The sequence below is a fragment of the Plantibacter sp. H53 genome (genome assembly GCF_001650455.1).
GTDB classification, from domain to species: Bacteria; Actinomycetota; Actinomycetes; order Actinomycetales; family Microbacteriaceae; genus Plantibacter; species Plantibacter flavus_A.
In genome coordinates, this window is the sequence record NZ_LWCT01000003.1 from 1 (window position 1) to 23,924 (window position 23,924).

A 23,924-nucleotide genomic window follows, 5' to 3' on the forward strand; every position below is an offset into this window, starting at 1 on the left:
CCCCCCCCCGCAGCACCCCCACCAGCACCACTCAAAGGAGAAGCGAGCATGAGGAAGTCACGCGCAACGGCCGCCATCGGCCTGTCCGTCGTCACCGGCCTCGCCCTGTCGGCCTGTGCCGGCGGCGCGAGCGACGGCACCGTCACCCTGCAGATGGTCGAGAGCCTGACCAACCCCGCCCGGACCGAGGTCCTGAAGTCGCTCATCGCGGACTTCGAGGCCGACAACCCGAAGATCAAGGTCGAGCTCATCTCGCCGCCGACCGATCAGGCCGACCAGAAGATCACCCAGATGCTGCAGTCCGGCTCCGGCGTCGACGTGCTCGAGGTCCGCGACATCACCGTCGGCCCGTTCTCCACCAACGGCTGGCTCGACGACATGAGCGGCGAGCTCGAGGACTGGAAGGGCTGGGACGACCTCACCGACAACGCGACGAAGTACGCGAAGGGCGAGGATGGCAAGGTCTACTACGTGCCCTACGGCTTCTACGGTCTGAGCCTGTTCTACCGCACCGACCTCATCAAGGAGGCCGGCTTCGACGGGCCCCCGACGAGCTGGGACGACCTCCTCGAGCAGGCCTCGGCGATCCAGGACCCCTCGAAGAACCAGTTCGGCTACGCCTTCCGTGGCGGCACCAATGCGAACAGCAACGTCGTCGCGGCCATCGAGGCCTACGTCGCCGACGACCTCGACACCGAGAACGCGTTCAAGCTGACCAACGGCGACACGATCTTCTCCGCACCGGAGGCGCTCGACGCCGTCAACACCTACTTCGACCTCTTCAAGGAGGCCTCGCCGCCGTCGTCTGTCGCGTGGGGCTACCCCGAGATGGTCGAAGGCTTCTCGAACGGTTCGACCGCGTTCCTCCTGCAGGACCCGGAGGTCATCGCGACCGTCGAGCAGTCCGAAGCGATCACGGCCGAGCAGTGGAGCACCGCTCCGCTGTTGACCGGCCCGACCGGCAAGGCCGCGCAGCCCATGGCGACCGCGGGCTGGGGCACGGCTGCGTCGAGCGAGCACAAGGCCGAGGCCGCGAAGCTCATCGAGTTCCTCTCCGAGGACAAGCAGGCCACCACCTTCGCCCAGGAGAACAGCCTCGTCCCGATCGTCAAGAGCGCGGCTGACAGCGACTTCTACAAGACCGGCCCGTGGGCCAGCTACGTCACGATGAACGAGAACCCGGACACCTACCTGAGCGTCACGCAGCCGCGCGGCTCCTCCTGGTGGACCGAGTGGATCCAGAAGTCCGACTCGGAGATCCAGCAGGTCCTCATCGGCCAGCTGACGCCGGAGAAGCTCCTCGCGGGCTGGGACGAGTACTGGACCGAGAAGTGGAAGAGCGAGTAACCGTCCATGACGACCACCACTGACGAAGCGGGTCGCACGCAGCAGCGTGCGACCCCGACACCCCCGGCCGGTCCCTCGCGGACCGCCGGTGGGCGTCGGCGGCGCACCTTCACGGTGCGCCGCGGCTTCGGCCTCCTCGCCTTCCTCGCCCCCGCGTTCATCTTCGTGGCGATCTTCATCTACTACCCGATGATCGCCGGCTCGCAGATGGCGTTCCGTAACTGGAACCTCGCCAACCTCACCGACACCTCGTGGGTGGGCTTCGCCAACTTCCTGGCCGTCTTCGCCGACCCGGCCTTCGGCAGGGTCGTCGCTAACACCGTGCTCTGGGTGGTGGCCTCGATCGTCCCGCAGTTCGTCATCGGCTTCGGCATCGCCCTGTGGCTGCGACGGAGGTTCCGTTTCCGCGGTCTCTACCAGGCGATGATCTTCTTCCCGTGGGCCATCTCGGGCTTCCTCATCGGCATCCTGTTCCGCTGGATGTTCAACAGCGAGTTCGGCGTGATCAACGACCTGCTCCAGAAGGTCGGGTTGATCGACACCCCGATCCCGTGGTTGGCCGACCCGAACACCGCGATGTTCGCCGTCATCGTCGCGAACGTCTGGTACGGCGTCACCTTCTTCGCGATCATGATCCTCGCCGCGCTGCAGTCGGTGCCGGAGGACCTCTTCGAGGCCGCAGCGCTCGACGGCGCGGGCAAGGCGCGCATGCTCTTCCAGATCACCATCCCGTACATCCGCACGACGCTCGCCCTCACGGTGCTGCTCCGGGTCATCTGGATCTTCAACTTCCCCGACATCATCTACGGCATGACGGGCGGTGGTCCGGCGAATCAGACCCACATCCTCACCACCTGGATGATCGCGACCACCCAGCGCGGCGACTACGGCCGGGCCTCCGCGATCGGACTCATCGTCGTCGCGATCCTGCTGGTGTTCACCGCGTTCTACCTGCTGTCCATGCGTGAGAAGAAGGTGAAGGCATGATCGACCAGGAGACCCGGACGGCCAAGGTCGTCAAGTTCCTCTTCCTCGGGCTCTGGCTCGTCATCACGGTGTTCCCGCTGTACTGGATCGTCGTCACCTCGTTCAAGAAGCCGGGCGCGATCTTCTCCTACCCGCTGACGTACTGGCCGGAGGTGTTCTCGATCGAGAACTATCTCGGTCTGTTCAGCAAGGCGCAGTTCGGCACCTACGTCGTCAACAGCCTCATCGTGGCGACGATCGCAGCCCTCGTGGCGACCTTCATCTCGATGCTGTCGGCGTACGTGTTGGCGCGGTTCGAGTTCCGGAGCAAGGGGGCGATCCTGCTGGCGTTCCTCGCCACGCAGATGATCCCGTCGTTCATCGCACTCGGCCCGCTCTACCTGCTGATGACTCAGCTCAAGCTCGTCGACAACCGGTTCGGGCTCATCCTCATCTACATCGCGGTGTGCATCCCGTTCTGCACCGTCATGCTCCGAGGGTTCTTCGAGAACATCCCCGACGCCCTCGAGGAGGCGGCCATGATCGACGGCTGCTCGCGGTTCGGCGCGCTCTTCCGGGTGCTCGTCCCGGTGCTGAAGCCCGGCATCGTCGCGGCGTTCATCTTCAACTTCGTGAACTGTTGGAACGAGCTGTTCCTCTCGGTGACGCTCATCAACAGCGATGCGAACAAGACGATCCCGACGGCGCTCAACGGCTTCATCACGAGCTACAACATCGACTGGGGCTCCATGTCGGCGGCCGCGGTGCTGACGATCATCCCGACGATGGTGCTGTTCGCGTTCGCGAGCCGGTACATCGTGCAGGGCCTGACCGCGGGAGCGGTGAAGGGCTGACCCCGCTCATTCGCCCGAACATGGGCGAACCGGCGCCCGTTCGCCCATTCCTGGGCGAGTGGGCGTCGTCACGGGCGGCCCTCGGTGAATCTGGAAGCCCGCTGATAGTTTGACGCTCTAGCGAACTGCAGGTGGAAGATGAACCATGTTCGGTTCGAAGCAGACGACGAGGTCACTCCGCTACGCCCGCTACGGCGGGCCCGACGTACTCGAGTTCATCGAGTCCGAGATGCCGCATCCCAGATGGGGCGAGGTCGTGGTCGACGTCCTCGCGAGCGGCATCAACCACATCGAGGCGTTCGTCCGCGAGGGGCACCTCGCCGAGACGGTGCCGATCGAGCTGCCGACGGGGCAGGGGAGCGACTTCGCCGGGTTGGTCCGCGAGGTCGGAACCGGGGTCGAGGGCTGGAAGCGCGGCGACGAGGTGATCGGGCACGCCGTCCGCGGCGCGCACGCCACCCAGGTCGTGGTCCCGGCGTCGTCCCTCGTCCGCAAGCCGAAGCGCGTGAGCTGGGAGGAGGCCGGCGGGCTCTACCTCGCCGGACTGACGGCGCTCGACACGCTCGACGGGCTGCATCTCAAGCAGGGTGACACGCTCGTCATCTCGGCGGCGGCCGGTGGCGTCGGGAACATCGAGGCGCAGTTGGCGAAGTTCGCGGGCGTGCGGGTCATCGGCACCTGCGGTGAGCGCAATCACGACTTCCTCCGTGAACAGGGCGTCAAACCGGTCGTCTACGGCGAGGGCATGGCGGATCGGATCCGCAAGCTCGCGCCAGAGGGCGTGACGGCGTTCATCGACAACTTCGGTCAGGACGGTCAGGAGCTCGCGTTCGAGCTCGGCGTACCACCTGAGAAGTACCGCTCGAGCGAGGATCGGAAGGCCATCGAGCTCGCCGCACTCGAGCCGGACGAGGAGTTCTCGGCGCACGCCACGAAGCAGCTGCACCGCCTCGCGGACTACGCCGCCGACCACGCGTTGAAGGTCGTCGTCTCGGCGTTCTACCCGTTCGACCTGATCATCGACGCGTTCGAGGATCTCGAGCGGTTGCACGCGCGGGGCAAGATCATCGTCGGCATGCGTCCGGCGAACCCGGAGCGCATCGTCAAACAGCGAGACCTGCACGACGCCAGGCCCTGACGACGGTGAGCGCGGTGCGCTGGCCCGAGACGTCGGGTTCCGGCGCCAGCGCGGTGCGCTGAACCGAGGTGCACGGTTCCGGTCTGGGCGCGGGTCTCGCGCATGAGCGCGACCCTCCGGAGACCCGCGCTCGCGCGTGTGGGCCGCGCTCGCGTCAGCGCACCGCGCTGGCAACCGGAAGGGGAGGGCGGTCGGCTAGTTGAAGATGAAGCCGAGGACGGTCGCGCCGCCTCCACCGAGGACGAGCGCGACGACGAGGACCCAGGCGATGAGCCGCTGACGACGCTTGCGCTGCTCGCCCCATTCGGCCAGTTCCCGGTCTTCGCTGCTGCTCATCACCCCAGCCTACCGGCGGGGTGCTCACCGGGCATCAGGCGACGGCAGGGACGAGGGCCTTCACCGACGTGGTCCTCGCCCGGGCGATCGCGAACGTCGTGGCGGCGAGCGATCCGAGGAGCCAGAGGACGAGGCCGACGACGCCGGCCGCTGCTCCCGCGTCACCGATCGCGATCGCCTGCAGACCACCGAGAGCCGGTGCGATCGGCAGGAACGCGAGGATCTGGTCCAGCACCTGCGGAGCGGTCGCGATGATCCCGGTCGCCAGACCGACGAGCGCGACGATCATCGAGATGAACCGACCTGCACCACCGAACAGGGCGTTCAGTGCCTGGTTGGCGGCGGCGAAGACGAGCCCTGCGAGGACGGCGACCCCGGCGAAGCCGAGCCAGCCGCCCGCGTCGAGGTCCAGCAGCGGTGCGGTGATGACGGCGACGAGCAGGCCCTGCAGCATCCCGATCGCTCCGGCCGGGACGAAGGCCCCGAGCGCGAGCCGCAGCGATGAGCGGGTGGATCCGAACGCCCGCACGGGCACCGGCCGCAGGACGAGGAAGCTCGCGAGCGCACCCAGCCAGAGGGCGAGGACGGCGTAGAAGGGAGCGCTGTTCGTGCCGAAGGACACCGTCGCCGAATCGCCGGCCGAGACCGGGTCGGCGACGACGCCCGCGAGCGTCTGTCGGTCGGAGCTCGTGTAGGTCGGCAGGCTGTCGACCGCGCTCTGCAGACCGGACGCGAGCGAGGTGATTCCGCCGGACAGGGTGCCGGCGCCCGAAGCGAGCTGGTTCGACGCGTCGGCGAGCTGGGTCGTACCGGTCGCCGACTGCGCCGCGCCGTCGGCGAGTGCGGACGCCCCCGTTTGCAGTTGCGTCGTCCCGGAGGCGGCTTTGGACGCGCCGTCGGCGAGGCCTGCCGCTCCGGCCGCGATCTGCGCCGCCGCGGTGTTGATCTTGGCGATGCCGTCGACGAGTGCGGGCATGCTGGAGGAGAACCGCTTGGTCGTCGTCGCCAGCGATGTGGTGCCGGGATACCCGGTCGAGACGTCGCCGTCGGTGAGGGCGGTGGCGGTGCCGACGGTCGTGAGGATGTCCTTGCACAGCGTCGGGTCGATCGCCGTCAGCGCTGCCGCCTTCACCGGGTCCAGGCAGCGAGCCGCCACGGACGTCGCCGCAGCCTTCGTCGCGTCGGCGACGCGGGAGGTTCCGGTCGCCGCCTCGGCGAGCCCATTGGCCCCGCCGACCAGCCCCGGGTTGTCCGCGCTCCCGTCACCCTGCGTCCCGGCGTACAGCGTCGCTGCTCCATTCGCGAGCTGGCTCGCGCCGCCGCTCAGTTGCGACGCACCGGACGAGAGCTGCGTGGCGCCGTCGGCCAGCGCATCCACCCCGTCGCTCAGCTGCGTCGCACCCGACGACAACTGCGTCGCGCCCGTGGCCAGCTGCGTGGTGCCGTTCGCGAGTTGCTGCGCACCCTGCGCGAGCGAGAGTCCGCCCGTCGAGAGTTGCTTCGCACCGTCGGCGGCCTCACCGAGCTGGTCGTGAAGGGTGTTGAACCCGACGTAGACGTTCTCGAGGTAGGTGGTGGTGAGCTGCCGACCGAGGAGCGAAGCCGCGGTCTGCGTGATCGTCTGGGAGATGGCGTCGTCGACGAGCTTGCTGCGGTCGCTCGTCGTGACGTCGAGGCGGGCGCGCTCGGCGTCGGCGGCGTCGCCGGAGAACGAGGTCGCCGCCTTCGAGAAGTTCTCCGGGATCGTCACGACCGCCGTGTATGAACCGTCGGCGAGGCCGGCCTTCGCGTCGGACGCGTCGGTGATGACCCAGGTGTAGTTGGTCTTCTGGTCACCGTCGACGAGGCCCGCGGAGAGCTGACGTCCGAGCGGCACGGTCTGGCCGTCGACGGTGACCGGCTTGTCGTCGTTCACGATGGCGGCGGTCACCTGGCCGAGTCGTTCCGCCGGGTTCCACAGCGCCCAGACCAGTCCGCCCGCGATGACGAGCGGCACAAGGATGAGGCCGATGATCGAGACGACCGTGATGCCCTTGCCGGAGCGGGCCCGTTCGAGGCGGTTCAGGATGGTGCTCATGCGTCGACCTTCGATTCAGCGATGGCGGTGGGAGTGGACGTGGTGGTGGAGGCGGTGCGGTCGAGGTCGAGCACCTCGGCCGTCGTGGTCGGCAGGACGTCGGCGAGCGAGGACGCGTCAGCGGTGCCGACGACGATCGTGAGCGGCCGGCGCGTGCGCTCCGCGGCCCTGGTCGCCGTCAGGAGGCGCTCGTACAGTCCGCGTCTCGTGTCGTCGTCCGGCACGGTGTCGACGCCGTCGAGGACGATGACGGCCGGGCGTTCGGCCAGCGCCGAGGCGAGCGTCCCGACGGCGTCGCCGTGGTCGAGACGGACGTACGCGACGCGGGACCGGACGGCTCCGGCGCGGACCGGGAGGACCAGACCGGCGACCTTGAGTCGGCCGTGGTCGGCTTCGAGGCGACCGGCCAGCGTCAGCAGAAGGGCGGTGACCGAGACCGGACGAGCTCCCTGCACCGCGAGCACGCCGCCGACGGGGACGGTCGTGTCGACGTCCGCGTACAGCGGTCCGTCCGCACCGGCCAGGGTGACCCCTGCTGCGGCGATCGCGACCTCGTCACCGTTGCGCCACTCGCGCAGCTCGAGTTCGCGCTGCAGCCCCTCGCCCTCGACGTCGAAGGACGGCAGGATGCGGTCGAGCCACTTCGGCAGGTACCAGGCGTGGTCGCCGAGGAGCGCGAGCACCGCCGGCACGAGGGTCATGCGCACGATGAACGCGTCGACGAAGACGCCGACCGCGAGCCCGAGGGCGATGGGTTTGATGTTCGTGTCGCCCTCGGGCACGAAGGCGGCGAACACCGCGAACATGATGACGGCCGCGGCGGTGACGACCTTCGCCGAGCCGAGGAAGCCGGTCTCGACGGATCGCTTCGCGAGTCCCGAATGGACGAAGTCCTCGCGCATCCGGGAGACGAGGAAGACCTCGTAGTCCATCGCGAGCCCGAACAGGACACCCATGAGGATGATCGGCATGAAGCTGATCACCGGACCGGTCCTCGCGACGTGGAGGGCCTCGGCGAACACGCCGTGCTCGAAGACGAGGGCCACGACGCCGAACGACGCGGCGACCGACAGCAGGTAGCCGAGGGTCGCCTTGATCGGGACCCAGATGGAGCGGAAGACCATCGTCAGGAGCACGAGCGAGAGGCCGACGACGATGAGGCCGAAGGGGAGGAGGGCGCCGCCGAGGCGGTCGGAGATGTCGATGCCGATGGCCGTGAACCCGGTGACCTGCAGGTCGACGTCGTACTCGTCCTGGAAGTACTGGTGCAGTCCCCGGATCTCGGCGACGAGGTCTTTCGTCGCCTGGGAGTCGGGACTGCCGCTCGGGATGACCTGGATGATGCCGGTGTCGGCCGTCGCGTTCGGGGTGGCGAGCGGGACGGCGGCGACGCCGTCGAGTCCCTCGATCTCCTGCTTGAGGTCGGCCATGAGTCCGAGCGGGTCGGTACTGCCGACGATGCCGCCGGTGACGATGAGCGGCCCGTTGAAGCCCTCACCGAAGTGCTCGGAGACGAGGTCGTACGTCGTGCGGGCTCCGTCGCCCTCCGGCAGCGAACCGGCGTCGGGGAGCGCGAGTCGGAGCGACAGGGCGGGGATGGCGAGGGCGCCCAGGACGGCGACGACGGCGACGATCGTGACGATGGGGAGTCGCGTGACGCCTCGCACCCAGCCGAGGAAGAAGCGGTTGGGGTGCCCTTCGACAGGCTCAGGGGCCGCGGTGTGGTGCTCCGGGACCGCGTTGTGGTGCTCAGGGACCGAGTCCTGCTGCCCTTCGACAGGCTCAGGGACCGCGTGGTGGTGCTCAGCGGCAGCGCCCCGGGCCGCCGCGCGCTTCCTGGCCCGCCTGGCCTTCGGCCGGAGGCGCTCGCCGGCGAAGCCGAGCATGGCCGGGATGAGGGTGAGCGAGATGACGACCGCGATCGCGACACCGACCGCCGCGGCGACACCCATCGTCGTGAGGAACGGGATGTTCGCGACCGCGAGCCCGAGGAGGGCGATGATGACCGTGAGGCCCGCGAAGATGACGGCCGAGCCGGCCGTCGCGGTCGCGCGGGCGGCCGACTCTGCCGGGTCGAGCCCGCTGCGCAGGCCGTCCTGGTGTCTCGAGATGATGAACAGCGCGTAGTCGATGCCGACGGCGAGACCGAGCATGAGCGCGAGCATCGGCGTCGTGGAGGAGATCGGCCCGAAGACCGTCGCCACGAAGATGAGCGCCATCGAGATGCCGACCCCGAGCAGTGCGGTGATGAGCGGCATACCCGCGGCGAGGAAGGAGCCGAAGGTGAGGATGAGGACGACGAGCGCGACGACCACGCCGACGAGCTCGATGACACTCAGCGTCGGGAGGCTGTTGCTGAAGAGCTGCCCGCCGAGGGAGGCCTCGGCGCCGGCCGGGAGCGCCTTCGCGAGGCTCGCCTCCGCGTCCTCGACGCCACTGATGGTGGCGGCGGTGATGTCGGTCTGCGCCCCGTCGAACTGGATCGAGATGAGCGCCGCCCGCTGATCCTCCGAGACAGCCCCCGTCACGTTCTCGTCGAAGGGGGAGACCGCCTGCTCCACCTGCCCGATGTCGCCCAGGGCGGTGACCGCGTCGTCGATCGCCGTTCGGACCCCGGCGTCCTCGACGGTGTCGCCCTCCGGTGCGACGACGATGATCTGCGCCGAGGCACCGGCCACCTGCGGGAAGGTGTGGTCGAGCGAGTCGAGCGCCTCCTGCGACTCCGTACCGGGGATGGAGAAGGCGTTGTCGGTGCCCTGGTTGAAGAGCAGCGCGCCGCCACCCGCGAGGGCGAGCACGGCGATCCAGAGGATCAGCACGAGCTTGCGGGCGCCGAACGCCCAGCGGCCGAGGGTGTAGAGCAGTGAGGACACGCGTCGCTCCTAGGGAGGTCGGCGCTGCTTGCAGGCGAGCCGACGGAGAGGTTCGGACAGGATCGATACAGCGGTGTATCCGATACACGACTGTATTGGATACAGTGGTGTATCGGCAAGAAGTCGGTCGAGCTGTCAGTAAGGTGTCAGGATGCGCGTGCACGAAGCGGTCGAATCCCCGGGCGACGAAGCACCGGTCGAGTCCGCGCGTCGGCAGCGGACGCGCGAGCGGCTCGTCGACGCCGCCTACGAGGTCTTCGCCGAGTTCGGCGTGCACGCCGCCTCCGTCGAGCAGATCAGCGAGCGCGCAGGCTTCACCCGCGGCGCCTTCTACTCCAACTTCGACTCGAAGGAGGAGCTGTTCTTCGCCCTCGAGTCACGCGAGAACCAGCTCCGACTCGACCGCCTGGAGGCTGGACTGCAGGCGGTCAGCCCGTCGCTCCTCGACGCAGCGGGCCGCTATACGGAGGGCTCGCTCGAGGCCCTGATCCGTGCCTTCCTCGAGCTCCAGCCCGATGACCGCCGCTGGTGCCTCGTCCAGTCGGAGTTCCGGATGCTGGCGATGCGCGACGCCGACGTCGCCGCCCGCTACCTCCAGCACCAGGAGAGCGCGGGCCGGCAGCTCGCCGCGTGGCTCGACCAGGCGGCCGGACTCGCGCATGTCCGATTCACGATCCCGACGCCCGACATCGCGAACATCGTCGTCGCCCTCTACGAGTCGGCCATCCAGACGGCCGTGCTCATGGACCCGGACGGCGACGAGGGCTCACCGCGCGAGCTCGCGATGCGCACGCTCCCGGCCATCGTCCGCGCCCTCACCGAGTCGATCGCCGACTGACCTCAGGCCGACTCGCCGGGCCGATCCGGCTGCAGCGCCTGGGCCAGCATGACGATGATGCCGCTCGGCCCGCGCACATAGCTGAGCTTGTAGACGCCCTGATAGTCCGCCACGCCGCGGAGCGGGTGGCAGCCGTGTTTCGCGGCGATGGCGAGCGCCTCGTCGATGTCGTCGACGGCGAATGCGACGCGGTGCATGCCCATCTCGTTCGGCAGGGTCGGCTCGGTCTCGATCGCGTCCGGGTGGAGGTACTCGAAGAGTTCGAGGCGACCGTGACCGTCCGGGGTCTGGAGCATGGCGATCCTGGCGTGGTTGCCGTCGAGGCCCACGGCCGTGTCGGCCCACTCGCCGCTCACCGTGTCCCGGCCGACCACGGTGAGGCCGAGGTCCGTGAAGAATGCGATCGTCGCCTCGAGGTCGCGGACCGCGATCCCGACGTTCTCGAGTCTGATGTCCATGGGCTGCACGCTACCCGGCCGCGCGGGCCCGATCCAGGGTCTCCTGGAACGGGCCCGCGTCGGAGCGGTTCGTCCTCCGGCCCGACTCAGCCGCTGAGGGCCGAGGTCGGTGGCGTCCTGGCCGCGCGGATCGCCGGGTAGAGGCCGGCGATCGCGCCGATCACCAGGGTCGCACCGACGCCCGCGAGCAGCACCTCCGGCGGCACCGCCGTCGGCCAGTCGTTCACCGCGGCGACGACGCTCGTCACACCGGTGCCGATCACCGCACCCGCGACCCCGCCGAGGGCCGAGAGGAGGAGCGCCTCGGTCAGGAACTGGGACCGGATGTGCCCGCGGGTGGCACCGAGTGCCCGGCGCAGGCCGATCTCGCGGCGGCGCTCCAGCACGGAGATCACCATCGTGTTCGCGACCCCGATGCCACCGACGAGCAGAGCGACCGAGCCGAGGCCGAGGAGGAGTCCGGTGAACGCCTGATCGGCGGCGTGCTTGGCGGCGAGGGCGTCGGAGGGTCGGGACACCTCGACCTCCTCGGGCGCCGCCGGGTTGACGGTGCGGGGGAGGAGCGCCCGCACGTCGCCGACGCGCTCGTCCGTCGACCGTTCGTACACCATCGTGGGTTTGCCGTCGTAGCCGAAGCGTTCGGCGGCGACGGCCTCGCCGATCATCGCGCTCGTGTCGAGCTCGGGCGCGAGGTCGATCGGTTCCAGGATGCCGACGACGGTGAACGGCTGCTCGCCCACCTGGATGACCGAGCCGACGGTGGCGACACCGAGTCGCTCGGCGGCCTTCGACCCCAGCACGACGGTGGGATAGCCACTCGTCGCCCGGTTCAGCCAGTCGCCGGCCGCCAGGGTGCCGCCGACGACGTCGAGCAGTCCCTCCGTCACGGCCGTCACGGCGAGGCCGCCGCTCTGGGCCCGGTCGATGAAGCTGCTCCGGTACACGAACGCGCCGTCGATGGTCGCAGCGCCGCCGACCTGTTCCACGCCCTCGATGAGCCCGACTTTGCCGACGGTGCTCTCCGGGAGGGCTGCGTCCTGGCCGAAGAGGCTCTTGCCCGCCTGCACGGTCAGGAGGTTCGTCCCGAGCTCCGAGAGCTGCGCCTGCAGTTTCGCCTGGCTGGAGGAGGAGATGCCGACGACGGCGATCATCGCGGCGATCCCGATCGCGATTCCCAGGGCCGACAGCACCGCGCGCGTCGGGCGGGCGCGGAGCCCGGTGGTCCCGAGCCGCAGGATGTCGCGACCGAGCAGGCGTGATCGACGGTCGTCCTCGGTGCCGCCGGTGCGGTCTCTCATGCCGCCCTCCCTGAGTCGTCGACGATGCGGCCGTCGCGGATCGCCACCTGACGGGGCAGTCGGGCTGCGAGTTCGGCGTCGTGGGTGATCACGACGATGGTCGTCCCACCGCGGTGGAGCTCGTGCAGCAACTCCACGATGCTCGCGCCGGAGACGGAGTCGAGGTTGCCCGTCGGCTCGTCGGCGAGCAGCAGGGGCGGGTCTCCGACGACCGCGCGTGCGATGGCGACGCGTTGCCGCTCACCACCCGAGAGCTGCGAGGGCCGGTGGTCGAGCCGGTGGCCGAGTCCGACGCGTTCGAGCGCGAGGTGCGCCCGTCGTCGGCGTTCTGTCCGCGGTACTCCGGCGTAGATGAGGCCGTCGGCGACGTTGTCCACCGTGGTCACGCCGTCGGCGAGGTGGAACTGCTGGAAGACGAAGCCGATGCGGTAGGCGCGCAGGGCCGACAACTTCGCGTCCGAGAGGCGTCCGACGTCCGAGCCCGCGATGCGGGCGGTCCCACTGGTGGGTCGGTCGAGCGTTCCGATGAGGTTGAGCATCGTCGACTTCCCGGAGCCACTCGGCCCCACGATGGCGACGAACTCGCCCTCCTCGACCGTGAGGTCGACACCCGCGAGCGCGAGCGTGGGTGGCTCCCCGTACTCCCGGGTGACCCCGTCGAGGTGGATGATCGGTGGTCCGGCCGGCTGCGTGAGTGCGGCTGCCGATGCCGTCGTGGTGTCCGTCATGAGACCGGCACCACGACGTCGAGACCTTCGCGGATGCCGTCGCCCGAGACCTCGACGCGACCGTCGGCGAACAGGCCCGTCGTGACGGGGACCTGCCGGTGCTTCCCCTTCCCGTCGACGACCTCGACGCCGAAGTGCTCGTCGTCGATCGCGATGAGCGCTTGGACCGGGACGGAGAGGACGTTCTCGCGTCGTTCCGTCGGGAAGCCGACCGTCACGGTCGCGCGCTGCAGCTCGGCTGCCGCCGCCGGGTCGTCCAGGGTGATCCCGACCGGGATCGTGACCTTCTTCTGGCCGTCCGCATCCGATTCGGTCGGGACACCGACGTCGGTGACCGTGCCGGTCGTGCGCTGCCCGCCCGGGAGGTTGACGTCCACCTTCGTCCCGACGACGCCGAGCCGCTGATCGGCGAGCTTCAGCGGGACGTCGATGCGCTTCACGAGGGACGAGACGGTGACGACCTTGTCCGAGGCGGTGGTGCCGACCGCGGCGTCGACCGATGCGATCCGCACGTCGCCCGGCATGAAGACGACCGATCCGAGCTCCAGTCGTCCGGTCTCCTCGACGCCGAGGGCTTTCTGCCACCGCTCGATGGCACGCGCGGTGGACGCGGCGAACTCGCCGTCCGGTTCGCGGTCGAAGTACCCGAGCGCGGCGAGGCTCTGTTCGAGCTGCTGGACGTCCGGTCCGTCGCTCATCCCGGATTCGAAGGTGCGCCAGGCGGGCAGCGGTCCGTGGAGCAGGGTCACCGGGACGTTGGCGACCGCGTACAGGGTGCCACCGAGCGACACCGTGCTTCCCGGGGCCGGGGTGCTCGTCACGATGCCGGTCCCACCGCCGATGGTGCGCTGGTCCGCGTAGTCGAGGGTGCCGCTCGCCTGCGTCGTGCCCGCGAGGTCGCCGGCGGTGATCGGAGCGGTGCCGGTGCGGATGCTGCTGACCGGCTCCTCCTGGTTCGTCCCCTGCGTCGGTGCCAGCGTGACCGCCGCGACGGCGCCGCCTGCAAGCAGGACGGCGCCGACGCAGACGGCCACGACGACCCCGCGTCGTCTGTTGCTCATCGGCCGGTGGAGCCGAGCGGCGCGCTCGAGTCGGACGAGAGACCGCAGGCTTCCATCACCTCTTCCGTGACATCGGAGGGGATCTGCATGGCCTGCCCCTTCACCGGGTCGGCCATCTCGTATCCGTGCTCGCGGAAGCACTCGGCCATCTCGAGCTGTTGCTCGAAGGCGTCGGCGACCGCGGGGTTTCCTCCGGCGGGTGCCGGAGGCGTCCCGAGACGGTCGATACAGGTCGCGGAGGCGTCCTGGAAGGCATCCTGGTCTCCGTCGCCGAGGGTCACGGACGTGCCGCCGGAGCCGTTCTGCTCGGGGTCGGGCATGTCGACCCCCTCATCGCGCATGCATGAGGCGAAGGCGACCTGCCAGTCGTCGAACGACTGCACCGCCTTCGGGGTCTTGCTGCTCGAGTCGGGCGAGCCCGAGCTGCAGGCCGCCAACGATCCGATGAGGAACGGGATCGCGATGAGGGCGGCGAGTCTGCCGGCCGGACGGCGGACGGAACGGGTGATGGTGATGTCGGACATCTGCACTCCTCAGTGGGTGGGGCTGACTGGTGACGACCAGTCCACTCGGCGGCGCGTTGTCCGGGCGTCAAGGAAAACGTTGACGTTCTCTGAACGTCCCGAACGGCACGATAGATAACCGACACTCGGGGGTTGCTCGATCGGCGTCCGTACGATCCCGGAGTCACCACACCCAATCGAGAGGAACATCATGCGCGTCCTGGTTGCCGAGGACGAGGTCTACCTGGCCGAGGCGGTCCGAGCCGGCCTCCGGCAGGAGGCGATCGCCGCGGACGTCGTCCACGACGGCGACGCAGCGCTCGAGGCGCTCACGATCAACGACTACGACGTCCTGCTCCTCGATCGGGACCTGCCGGGCACCCACGGCGATGACGTGTGCCGAACTGTGGTCGCCGAGCATCCCGGTGTGCGCGTCATGATGCTGACGGCGGCACGTCGACTCGACGACACCGTGTCCGGCCTCGGCCTCGGCGCCGACGACTACCTGGTGAAGCCGTTCGAGTTCCCGGAGCTCGTGGCCAGGCTCCGCGCGCTCGCCCGGCGCACGGCGGAGTCGCGCCCTCCGGTCCTCGAGCGCGCGGGAGTGCGACTCGACCCGTTCCGGCGGGAGGTCTTCCGCGACGGCGTGTACGTGAAGCTGTCGCGGAAGGAGTTCGCGGTCCTCGAGCAGCTGCTGCTCGCCGACGGCGGGGTCGTGAGCGCCGAGACCCTCCTCGAGAAGGCCTGGGACGAGAACGTCGACCCGTTCACGAACACCATCCGCGTGACCATCTCGAACCTCCGCCGACGCCTCGGCTCGCCGTGGGTGATCACGACCGTCCCGGGCGCGGGCTACCGGATCGAGGGCGACTGATGCCCCGTTCCGACGCCGCGGGGTTGCTCAGCCGCCCGAACCGCTTGACGGTGCGCATGCGCTTGACGCTGACGTACGCGCTGCTGTTCGCCGTCGCCGGCTCGATCATGCTCGCCCTCATCTACGCCTTCATGCGGTACGTCCCGACGTACGCGATCACCGCGGTGCGGGCCGATGCGGCCATGGACGGCGCGACCTGGCTGCAGGCGACCGTGCCGACCGAGGCCGCCGGGGCGGCCACCTATCAGCCGGTGGAGGGGCTGACCTCGGCGAACGGTGCAGCGGCACTCGTCGTCTCGGACCAGAGCGACATCCTGAACACGCTCCTCGTCTGGTCGCTCATCGTGCTCGTCGTCCTCGCGGCGGCGAGTGCGTGGGGCGGTTGGATCCTGTCGGGCAGGCTGCTGCGTCCGTTGCACGAGATCAACGTGGCCGCGCAGCGGGCGGCGACCGGATCCTTCGACCATCGGGTCGCCCTCGCGGGCCCGCGGGACGAGATCACCGACCTCTCCGACACCTTCGACCACATGCTCGAACGGCTCGACCGGTCGTTCCGCGCCCACCAACGGTTCGCGGCGAACGCCTCTCATGAGCTGCGGACCCCGCTCGCGACGACCCAGGCGATGCTCGACGTCGCCGCGACCAGCGACGACCTCGACGAACAGACCGTCAGGGGACTCATCGCCCGACTCCGTGAGACGAACACGCGCAGCATCCAGACCGTCGAGGCCGTCCTCGACCTCGCCGACCTCGAGCACTCGGAGCTGCGGGGTGAGAACGTGGCACTCGGAGAGCTGGCCTCCGAGGCCTGCGTCGCCGCGGCCTCAGCAGCTCGAGCGCGCGGGATCGACTGCACGGCCGAGGTACAGGACCTCGCGGTCTGGGGCGACGAGGCCATGCTGCATCAGCTGTGCGGGAACCTCCTGCAGAACGCCGTCCGACACAATGTCGACGGTGGTTTCGTGCGGGTCTCGGTGCGCCGGTCGGGCGGGCCGGCGGGCGGCACGGTCGTCCTCCGGGTCGAGAACTCCGGCGAGTCGATCCCGGCGGACGTGGTCGCGAGGCTCACCGAACCGTTCTACCGCGCCGGCGGCCGGGTCGCGCGCGGTCCGGAGCGGTCACGCGGGCTCGGACTCGCCATCGTGGAGAGCATCGCCGAGGTGCACGGGGCTGCGCTCGAGCTCACCGCGCGGTCGGAGGGCGGGCTGGTGGTGACGGTCACCTTCCCGCCGCGCCGCCCGGACGCGGATGCAGCGTCGTCGACTCAGCGCGCCGTGACGACGCGCTCGCCGCGGGCCCACACGAAGAAGCCGGCGAGGGTGAACGCCCCGTAGAACAGGTACATCGACGCCGAGACCCAGTACCCGGCGCCGAACAGGAGCGGCACACCGACCAGGTCGACCGCGACCCAGATGAGCCAGAACTCCACCCAGCGTTTCGCCATCCCCCAGGTGGCGAGGAGGGATCCCATGAAGATCCAGGCGTCGGCCCAGACCGGCTCGTAGGAGCCGAGTGCCCGGAACACGGGGATCAGGAGCAGCGTCCCACCGAGCAGGAGACCGACGAGGACGAGCCGCACCCGCCAGCCGGCCCAGCGGGGCCGGATCACGGCGACCGGACCGGTCGTCGCCTCGACGCGCTCGACCCGTCGCCACTGCACCCAGCCGTAGATCGACACGACGATGAACATGAGCTGGCGGCCCGCCTGCCCCAGCAGGTTGGTCGGGTTCGGCGTGTGGAAGACCGCGCCGAGGAAGACGGTCAGGAGGAGCGCGTTGCCGATGATGCCGACGGGCCAGGCCCAGGCGCGGCGACGCATGCCTCCGAGGGCGCTCGCCAGGCCGAACAGGTTGCCGACGACCTCCCGCCAGAGGACCACCTGGTCGCCGACCCTGAACGTCGCGTCGAAGAGCCAGAGGAGGATCCCCACTGCAGTGCTCCGATCAGGTCTGTGGCCGAATGATGCGCGGTCACCCGACCGACGGTCCACCGTACAACGTGCAGAGCCGCCTCCCGATCGGGAGGCGGCTCTGTGACGGTCCGCTGTTCGACAGCGTTCGCCGGCTAGCTCGCGGCGGGCAGTCCTCCACCGGCGGCGATGACCTGCTCGAGGAAGGCGTCGGTGGCCTCGGCCTGCTTGCGCATGACGCGCTCGGCGTCCTCGGCGCTGCGTGCCTCGGCGGCCGCGACCAGTCCGGTGACGTACGCGGCGAAGATGTCCCACTGGAAGAAGTCGATCGTCGGCAGCGAGGTGTAGGTCACCCGCGTGTTCATCTGACGGGCGACCTGCTGCAGCAGCGAGTTGCCCGAACGCTCGACCATGAAGTCGGCGAAGGCGGACGACGACCGGAGGACGTGCTTGTCACGCGCCTCGATGTCCGCGAGCACGGCGTCGCCGAGTTCGCGGAACGCCGCGACGTCCTCGTCGGTGAACTGCGGGATGCTCCATCGTGCGCTGAGCTCGTGGAATCCGTTCAGGAGGCGCAGTGCTTCCGCGTACTGCTCGGCGGTGGGCTTCGCGACGCGGGTGTACCGCTGCGGGGCGGTCTCGACCAGTCCGATGTCGGCGAGCTTGCTGATCGCTTCGCGGATCGGGGTCCTCGAGACACCGAGCCACTTCTCGAGCTCCTCGTCATTGAGGCGTTCCCCAGGCTCGAGGGTGCCGTCCTCGATGGCGGTCAGGAGCTGCTCGAAGACGATGTCGCGCAGGAGCTTCCGAGGGCTCGTCTCGACGGTTTTGGGAACAGGCATGGAACTCCGATCGTCGAGCTGGGATATGACCAGTTCAGAATACCGATATCCAAGGTGTGTTGGATAGTTTTGTGCCTCATGTGTTGTAGAACATGCCGGATGCACAGGTGTCGTCGGGCGCGCTGAGCCTTGCTATCCTGACGCGCACGGGTTGACCTGGAACGGCAGGAAGGTGGGACGCATGTCGGCGGATTCGGCGGCCAGCAGACCCCGCCATCGGCGGATCCATCTCTTCCAGACGCTCGGGGCGCTGCTGGGCGGTGTGACGCGCGTGACCGTGCCCGTCCTCGAGGACGCCGACCGAGCGGTGCTCGTCGCCGAGTTGGACGAGGTGTCGCGAGTGATCGGCCTGCAGGACCCGGTCGCCTACGCCGGGCTCTCCTGGCCGCTCATGGACCATCTCGTCGCCCTCTGTCCGAATCGCATCCTGGTCACGACCGCTCGCGACGCACTCGCGCTGCTGTCGCCGCAGCTGGAGGTCACCGCCGACACCGACTGGCTCGATTGGCCGTCGCTCGCGGTCGACTTCCCGATCCTTCGGGACGCGGTCGCGGAGGGGGACGCGATCGCCGCGGAATTGGCCGTGGAACGACTGTGGGGGATGGCCGCGACGCTTCCGTGAAGCATTCCAAATGCTGATATGCTGAAGGTGTCGCTTGCGACACCACTGCCGGAGACGCCGGTCAGGACATTCGGGTTCCTGGCTCGAGCGCCCGGTGGTGAGTCGGGTGGGTGGGTTTCGGGTATCCGCCCACCCGGCGTCTCGAGGTCCATCCAGCGACGACGCAGCCCCGACAACGACGCAGCCCCGAGAACGACACAGCCCCCGCGCCGTCGGGCGCAGGGGCTGTGTGGAGTCGGGTCGCTCAGCCGATGACCGGGCCGAACCGCTCGGGGAGCACGCTCTTCGACACCCGACGCAGTTCGGAGACAGGGATGGTCAGGACGTCCTGGATCTCGAGGGCGGGCTCGGTCGCGTCGCCGACGGCCGAGGCGTCGGTCACGCCGATGCGGAGCACCGGGTAGCCGCGGCCCTCGCACAGGCCCTGGAACTTGACGTCGTCCTCGCGCGGCACCGAGACGATGACGCGTCCGGTGGACTCGGAGAAGAGCGCCGTCGTGAGGTCGACGCCGTCGCGCGCGAGCAGCTCACCGAGGAAGACCCGGGCACCGACACCGAAGCGCATGACGCTCTCCGCGAGCGCCTGAGCGAGACCGCCGTCGGAGAGGTCGTGGGCGGAGGACACGAGGCCCTCCTTGGCTGCGGCGTGCAGTAGCTCGGCCAGCGTCTTCTCGCCGGCGAGGTCGACCTTCGGCGGCAGACCACCCAGGTGGTCGTGGATCGTCCCGGCCCAGGCGGATCCGTCGAGCTCGAGTGACGTGGTGCCGAGGAGGTAGAGGTTGTCGCCCTCGTCCTGCCAGCCGCTCGGGATGCGGCGCGCGACGTCGTCGATCACGCCGAGGACGCCGACGACGGGCGTCGGGAAGATCGGGACGTCGCCCGTCTGGTTGTAGAACGACACGTTGCCGCCGGTGACGGGCACGCCGAGCTCGAGGCAGGCGTCCGACAGGCCGGCGACGGCCTCGGAGAACTGCCACATGACCTCGGGGTTCTCCGGCGAGCCGAAGTTCAGGCAGTCGGTGACGGCGGCCGGGACGGCACCGGTGACGGCGACGTTGCGGTAGGCCTCCGCGAGCGCGAGCTGTGCACCCTGGCGCGGGTCGAGCTGGCAGTAGCGGCCGTTCGCGTCGGTCGCGATGGCGAAGCCGAGGCCGGACTCCTCGTCGACGCGGATCATGCCGCCGTCGTCGGGGAAGGACAGCGCGGTGTTGCCCATGACGTAGTAGTCGTACTGGTTGGTGATCCAGCTCTTGTCCGCGAGGTTCGCCGATCCGAGGAGGGAGCGGAACTGCTGCTCCAGCTCGGCAGGGGCGTCGGTGCGGGGGAGGGCCGACGCGGAGTCGGCCTGCAGTGCGTCGATCCAGGTGGGGTAGGCGACCGGGCGCTCGTAGACCGGGCCGTCGACCGCGACGGTCGAGGGGTCGACGTTGACGATCTCCTCGCCGTGCCAGTTGATGACGAGGCGGCCGGTGTCGGTGACCTCACCGAGCACCGAGGTCTCGACGTCCCACTTGTCGGTGACGGCGAGGAACGCGTCGAGCTTGCCCGGCTCGACGACGGCCATCATGCGCTCCTGCGACTCCGACATGAGGATCTCCTCGGGCGTCAGCGAGGGGTCGCGCAGCAGCACGTGCGACAGCTCGACGAACATGCCGCCGTCGCCGTTGGCCGCGAGCTCGCTCGTCGCGCAGGAGATGCCGGCGGCACCGAGGTCCTGGATGCCCTCGACGAGGCTGTCGCGGTAGAGCTCGAGGCAGCACTCGATGAGCACCTTCTCGGCGAACGGGTCGCCGACCTGGACGGCCGGACGCTTCGTCGGGCCGTTCGCGTCGAAGGAGTCGGACGCGAGGATGGACGCGCCGCCGATGCCGTCGCCACCGGTGCGAGCACCGAAGAGGACGATCTTGTTGCCGACGCCCGAGGCGTTGGCGAGGCGGAGGTCCTCGTGACGCAGGACGCCGACCGACAGGGCGTTGACCAGCGGGTTGCCCTGGTACACCTTGTCGAAGTAGGTCTCGCCACCGATGTTCGGCAGGCCCAGGCAGTTGCCGTAGGAGGAGATGCCGGCGGTGACGCCGTGCACGACGCGCGCGGTGTCGGGGTGGTCGATGTCGCCGAATCGGAGCTGGTCCATGACGGCGACCGGTCGGGCACCCATCGAGATGATGTCGCGGACGATGCCGCCGACGCCCGTTGCCGCACCCTGGAAGGGCTCGATGTAGGAGGGGTGGTTGTGGCTCTCGACCTTGAAGGTCACGGCCCAGCCCTCGCCGACGTCGATGACGCCGGCGTTCTCGCCCATGCCGACCATGAGGTTCTTCTTCATCTCGTCGGTGACCTTCTGGCCGAACTGGCGCAGGTAGATCTTGCTGGACTTGTAGGAGCAGTGCTCGCTCCACATGACCGAGTACATGGCGAGCTCGCCGCTCGTGGGACGACGGCCGAGGATCTCGCGGATCTTCGCGTACTCGTCGGCCTTCAGCCCGAGGGCGCCGTAGGGCTGCTCGCGGTCCGGTGTCGCGACGGCGTTCTCGACGGTGTCGGCGACGGCGGAGCTGGTGGGGGTGGTGGTCGTCACGAGGGCAGGACTCCAAAGGAAGTGGTGGGATGCCGGACCCACCAATCTTAGCGGCGTGCAGCGACGAACAGATCCTCGGATGGGCGTCGGAGGTCGACGCCGATTCGTCACGGTGCGGTGCAGGATTCGAGGTCTCTTCACGAGCTTCGAGATCGACCGTGACGATCGGTGCGATGGTTGCGTCCTATCACCAACGAAGCGATCAACCGCTCGCTCGAGACGAACCAGGAAGGGCAACACCATGTCGAACACCACCAACTCCCCGAAGCCCACCGTCACGAAGGGTGTCGTCGGCGAGAACAACGCCGCCACGCAGACGAACACCCACGGCAAGACGGTCATCGACAACGGCGTGGTCGCGAAGATCGCCGGCATCGCAGCCCGCGAGGTCCGCGGCGTGCACGCCCTCGGTGGTGGCGCAGCCCGTGCCTTCGGTGCCATCCGCGACGCCATCGGCTCCTCCGACCTGTCGCAGGGCATCCGTGTCGAGGTCGGCGAGACCCAGGTCGCCGTCGACGTCGTGATCGTCGCCGACTACCCGGTGGACCTGCAGGCCGTCGCGAGCGAGGTCCGCGCCTCCGTCATCCGCGCGATCGAGCAGTTCGTCGGCATGGAGGTCACCGAGGTCAACGTGACCGTCAGCGACGTCTTCATCCCGTCCGACGACGAGGACCAGAACGCCGAGGCGCGAGTCCAGTGACCGCCACCAACACCGGCATCCTGATCGGAGCCGTCCTCGCACTCAGCTGGGTCGCCTTCGGGTTCTGGGCGTTCGTGTTCGTCGCGGTCGCGATGGGGATCGGCGCCCTCGTGGCTCGCATCGTCACCGGCCAGACCGACCTGAACGCGATCGTCGACGCCGTCCGCGGGAAGCGCGTCTCGTCATGACCACCGCGGTCCTCGACCGGGGAGTCCCCTCGGCCGCCGAAGCGCCCGTCGTGCACCAGCACGGCGGGCCGGGCCGGACGCGGATCACCGCGAAGGCCCTCGAGCACGTCGCCGTGAACATCGCGGCCGAGTCGCTCGGGGTCCCGGCGGGACGTGTGAAGGTCGAGCTCGCCGACGACCAGGGCGCGCTCGCGCTCATCGTCACCTCGCCGATGCGTGCGATCCCACTGGCGCGCGTCTCGGCCGCCCCCGACGCGCTCCAGCGCTCAGGGGGCTCCATCGTCGAGCGCGTCTCGGCCGCCACCGGTGCCATCGCCGCTCGCGTCGAGCAGCTATCCGGTTCGAGCGTCTCGCGCGTCTCCATCCGCGTGAGCGGACTCGAGATCGACCAGGAAGGACGCGTCTCATGACCGCCACCGCCACCGCAGCCACGACCCCGGCCGCCGGCCCGACGAGGGTGCTCCGGCGCCTGGCTCGCCGCGAACTGCACTCGCCGCGCTCGACCGCCGCGATCCTCCTCGCGGTCCTGCTCGTGCTCGTCGCGCTCTGGATCGCCGTGGAGACGGTGCTCGCCCTCATCGGCGTCCGCCCGCTCCTCGTCGCCCCGGGTGAGATCCCGGGAGCCGCGGCGAGCCTGCCGTCGACGCAACCGGTCATCCTCGGTGTCGCGGGGGCACTCGTGCTCCTGCTCGGAGTGGTCCTCATCGGGATCGCGCTCGGCCCGGGACGTCGTCACCGCCACCTGTTGTCGACCGGGCGCGTACTCGCGGTCGTCGACGACGAGGTCATCGCGTCGGCCCTCGCGCAGCGCGCTTCGACGACGGCTGCCACGCATCCTGACGGCACCTCCGTGGCCGTCGGGCGGCGGACCGCAGCGATCCGGATCACCCCGGCCAGCGGCATGAACGTCGACCGGTCCGAAGTCGACCGCGCCGTCGCCGCAGACCTCGACGCGTTCGGCCTGCAGCCGTCGCTCCGGTCGACCACCTCCATCTCGTCGAACGGGAAGGTCGGACAGTGAACTCCACCAACCGCGGACTGAACCGTCTGCTCATCCTCCTCATCGGACTCGTGTTCGTCGTGATCGGGGCGGCGGCGCTCGCCGTCGTCACCGTGCCCGTCGTCGCGGACTGGTGGCGCGACAATCGGGCCGCCGTGCTCGACACGATCGACGGCTGGTTCGCCTGGAACCCGTTCGCAGCGGTGTCCGGCGCGGACGCCGGTCAGACGGCCCCGGTCCTCGTCCCGATCGCCGGGATCGTGCTGCTCGTGGTCGTCGCCGCCCTGCTCATCTTGTTCGTCCTTCGCCAGGGGCGCGGCCGTTCCGGCGTCGTGCATCGCGCGACCGTCGAGCACGGCGACATCGTGCTCGAGACGGACGTCGCGGCCAATGCCCTCGGCGATGCCCTCGACGACACCGAGGCGTTCTCGTCCGTCCGCGTCTCCGCCTGGGACGTGAACCGGGCGCAGGCGCTCAAGGTCGCCGTCACCTGCCGGCGTGGCGTCTCGCCCCGCACGGCGGTGGAGACCGTCAGTACGGCGGTGGAGTCGCTCGACCGCCTGCTCGGCGTCGAACTCCCCGTCCTCGTCGAGGTCGGTGGCGGCTTCCGCGCCGCCAAGCCGAAGCGCGTCCTCCAGTGACCGTCACTGATCCGGACATGCCGGTGCAATTGCAAGCCCCCGTCCGAATCGGCTGATCCGCAGCCGCGCGTCGCAGAATGCCAGTGTCGCGGG

24 protein-coding genes are annotated in these 23,924 nt (G+C 69.4%); 13 read left to right on the top strand and 11 right to left on the bottom strand.

Annotated elements, in window-relative coordinates; genetic code table 11:
* Positions 1 to 48: 48 nt before the first annotated feature.
* The 4 genes from A4X17_RS02760 to A4X17_RS02775 all read left to right on the top strand — a co-directional run bounded on the left by A4X17_RS02760 (position 49) and on the right by A4X17_RS02775 (position 4,305).
* Positions 49 to 1,347, top strand: a complete 1,299-nt coding sequence (locus A4X17_RS02760; RefSeq protein WP_064294151.1) for a sugar ABC transporter substrate-binding protein — start codon at positions 49 to 51, stop codon at positions 1,345 to 1,347.
* A gap of 6 nt (positions 1,348 to 1,353) precedes the next feature.
* Entirely contained in the window at positions 1,354 to 2,334 is a 981-nt protein-coding gene (locus A4X17_RS02765) for a carbohydrate ABC transporter permease (protein ID WP_064294152.1), read from the top strand.
* Entirely contained in the window at positions 2,331 to 3,167 is an 837-nt protein-coding gene (locus A4X17_RS02770; RefSeq protein WP_064294153.1) for a carbohydrate ABC transporter permease, read from the top strand. Before A4X17_RS02765 ends, A4X17_RS02770 begins: the two co-directional genes overlap by 4 nt.
* A 145-nt stretch (positions 3,168 to 3,312) precedes the next feature.
* The gene (locus A4X17_RS02775) at positions 3,313 to 4,305 is read left to right on the top strand and encodes an NADP-dependent oxidoreductase (RefSeq protein WP_064294154.1); all 993 of its coding nucleotides are present in this window, start codon (positions 3,313 to 3,315) and stop codon (positions 4,303 to 4,305) included.
* Positions 4,306 to 4,500: 195 nt separating this feature from the next.
* Here the strand turns inward: A4X17_RS02775 and A4X17_RS19390 are convergent, their stop codons facing one another.
* The 3 genes from A4X17_RS19390 to A4X17_RS02785 are packed head-to-tail and all read right to left on the bottom strand — an operon-like array spanning position 4,501 to position 9,591.
* Positions 4,501 to 4,641 carry a hypothetical protein gene (locus A4X17_RS19390; RefSeq protein WP_162852291.1) on the bottom strand — a complete coding sequence of 47 codons (141 nt, stop codon included), beginning with the start codon at positions 4,639 to 4,641 and terminating at the stop codon, positions 4,501 to 4,503.
* Positions 4,642 to 4,675: 34 nt separating this feature from the next.
* Positions 4,676 to 6,718: a YhgE/Pip domain-containing protein gene (locus tag A4X17_RS02780; protein ID WP_064294155.1), complete on the bottom strand. Its 2,043-nt coding sequence runs from the start codon at positions 6,716 to 6,718 to the stop codon at positions 4,676 to 4,678.
* The gene (locus A4X17_RS02785; protein ID WP_064294156.1) at positions 6,715 to 9,591 is read right to left on the bottom strand and encodes an MMPL family transporter; all 2,877 of its coding nucleotides are present in this window, start codon (positions 9,589 to 9,591) and stop codon (positions 6,715 to 6,717) included. The genes A4X17_RS02780 and A4X17_RS02785 overlap by 4 nt, the downstream gene beginning before the upstream one ends.
* Before the next feature lie 151 nt (positions 9,592 to 9,742).
* Here A4X17_RS02785 and A4X17_RS02790 point away from each other — a divergent pair, with 151 nt between their 5' ends.
* Positions 9,743 to 10,429 carry a TetR/AcrR family transcriptional regulator gene (locus A4X17_RS02790; RefSeq protein ID WP_064294157.1) on the top strand — a complete coding sequence of 229 codons (687 nt, stop codon included), beginning with the start codon at positions 9,743 to 9,745 and terminating at the stop codon, positions 10,427 to 10,429.
* 2 nt (positions 10,430 to 10,431) lie between these two features.
* Here A4X17_RS02790 and A4X17_RS02795 read toward each other — a convergent pair whose 3' ends face one another.
* The 5 genes from A4X17_RS02795 to A4X17_RS02815 form a co-directional block, all read right to left on the bottom strand.
* Complete coding sequence (locus A4X17_RS02795) at positions 10,432 to 10,887, bottom strand: VOC family protein (RefSeq protein ID WP_064294158.1); 456 nt, start codon at positions 10,885 to 10,887, stop codon at positions 10,432 to 10,434.
* Positions 10,888 to 10,973: 86 nt separating this feature from the next.
* Positions 10,974 to 12,185, bottom strand: coding sequence for an ABC transporter permease (locus tag A4X17_RS02800; RefSeq protein WP_064294159.1), 1,212 nt, complete (start codon positions 12,183 to 12,185; stop codon positions 10,974 to 10,976).
* On the bottom strand, positions 12,182 to 12,913 hold the full coding sequence (locus A4X17_RS02805; RefSeq protein WP_064294160.1) for an ABC transporter ATP-binding protein: 732 nt from the start codon (positions 12,911 to 12,913) through the stop codon (positions 12,182 to 12,184). The genes A4X17_RS02800 and A4X17_RS02805 overlap by 4 nt, the downstream gene beginning before the upstream one ends.
* Entirely contained in the window at positions 12,910 to 13,974 is a 1,065-nt protein-coding gene (locus A4X17_RS02810) for a peptidoglycan-binding protein (RefSeq protein WP_082915883.1), read from the bottom strand. Before A4X17_RS02810 ends, A4X17_RS02805 begins: the two co-directional genes overlap by 4 nt.
* A complete protein-coding gene (locus A4X17_RS02815; protein WP_064294161.1) occupies positions 13,971 to 14,498 on the bottom strand; it encodes a hypothetical protein in 528 nt (175 codons plus the stop codon). Before A4X17_RS02815 ends, A4X17_RS02810 begins: the two co-directional genes overlap by 4 nt.
* 190 nt (positions 14,499 to 14,688) lie before the next feature.
* On the opposite strand from A4X17_RS02815, the gene A4X17_RS02820 reads away from it, so the two are divergent.
* Together A4X17_RS02820 and A4X17_RS02825 are read left to right on the top strand one after the other, a co-directional pair.
* A complete protein-coding gene (locus tag A4X17_RS02820) occupies positions 14,689 to 15,351 on the top strand; it encodes a response regulator transcription factor (protein WP_064294162.1) in 663 nt (220 codons plus the stop codon).
* The gene (locus A4X17_RS02825) at positions 15,351 to 16,685 is read left to right on the top strand and encodes a cell wall metabolism sensor histidine kinase WalK (protein ID WP_064294163.1); all 1,335 of its coding nucleotides are present in this window, start codon (positions 15,351 to 15,353) and stop codon (positions 16,683 to 16,685) included. The genes A4X17_RS02820 and A4X17_RS02825 overlap by 1 nt, the downstream gene beginning before the upstream one ends.
* On the opposite strand, the gene pnuC is transcribed toward A4X17_RS02825, so the two are convergent.
* On the bottom strand, positions 16,616 to 17,281 hold the full coding sequence (gene pnuC / locus A4X17_RS02830) for a nicotinamide riboside transporter PnuC (protein WP_064294164.1): 666 nt from the start codon (positions 17,279 to 17,281) through the stop codon (positions 16,616 to 16,618). The two genes, A4X17_RS02825 and pnuC, sit on opposite strands and share 70 nt — an antisense overlap.
* Before the next feature lie 134 nt (positions 17,282 to 17,415).
* Positions 17,416 to 18,102 carry a GntR family transcriptional regulator gene (locus A4X17_RS02835; protein ID WP_064294165.1) on the bottom strand — a complete coding sequence of 229 codons (687 nt, stop codon included), beginning with the start codon at positions 18,100 to 18,102 and terminating at the stop codon, positions 17,416 to 17,418.
* Positions 18,103 to 18,283: 181 nt separating this feature from the next.
* Between A4X17_RS02835 and A4X17_RS02840 the strand changes: the two genes are divergently transcribed.
* Complete coding sequence (locus A4X17_RS02840) at positions 18,284 to 18,724, top strand: hypothetical protein (RefSeq protein WP_064294166.1); 441 nt, start codon at positions 18,284 to 18,286, stop codon at positions 18,722 to 18,724.
* A 244-nt stretch (positions 18,725 to 18,968) separates the two neighbouring features.
* Here A4X17_RS02840 and purL read toward each other — a convergent pair whose 3' ends face one another.
* Positions 18,969 to 21,302 (bottom strand): phosphoribosylformylglycinamidine synthase subunit PurL, encoded by a 2,334-nt coding sequence (gene purL / locus A4X17_RS02845; RefSeq protein WP_064294167.1) that lies wholly within the window; start codon positions 21,300 to 21,302, stop codon positions 18,969 to 18,971.
* 241 nt (positions 21,303 to 21,543) lie between these two features.
* Here purL and A4X17_RS02850 point away from each other — a divergent pair, with 241 nt between their 5' ends.
* From A4X17_RS02850 to A4X17_RS02870, 5 genes are read left to right on the top strand one after another with little or no spacing between them, the layout of a single operon-like run.
* The gene (locus A4X17_RS02850; RefSeq protein ID WP_064294168.1) at positions 21,544 to 22,002 is read left to right on the top strand and encodes an Asp23/Gls24 family envelope stress response protein; all 459 of its coding nucleotides are present in this window, start codon (positions 21,544 to 21,546) and stop codon (positions 22,000 to 22,002) included.
* A complete protein-coding gene (locus A4X17_RS02855) occupies positions 21,999 to 22,190 on the top strand; it encodes a DUF2273 domain-containing protein (protein WP_056008790.1) in 192 nt (63 codons plus the stop codon). The genes A4X17_RS02850 and A4X17_RS02855 overlap by 4 nt, the downstream gene beginning before the upstream one ends.
* A complete protein-coding gene (locus A4X17_RS02860; RefSeq protein WP_064294169.1) occupies positions 22,187 to 22,600 on the top strand; it encodes a hypothetical protein in 414 nt (137 codons plus the stop codon). The genes A4X17_RS02855 and A4X17_RS02860 overlap by 4 nt, the downstream gene beginning before the upstream one ends.
* Positions 22,597 to 23,211: a DUF6286 domain-containing protein gene (locus A4X17_RS02865; protein WP_064294170.1), complete on the top strand. Its 615-nt coding sequence runs from the start codon at positions 22,597 to 22,599 to the stop codon at positions 23,209 to 23,211. Before A4X17_RS02860 ends, A4X17_RS02865 begins: the two co-directional genes overlap by 4 nt.
* On the top strand, positions 23,208 to 23,831 hold the full coding sequence (locus A4X17_RS02870) for a hypothetical protein (protein ID WP_064294171.1): 624 nt from the start codon (positions 23,208 to 23,210) through the stop codon (positions 23,829 to 23,831). Before A4X17_RS02865 ends, A4X17_RS02870 begins: the two co-directional genes overlap by 4 nt.
* Positions 23,832 to 23,924 lie beyond the last annotated feature (93 nt).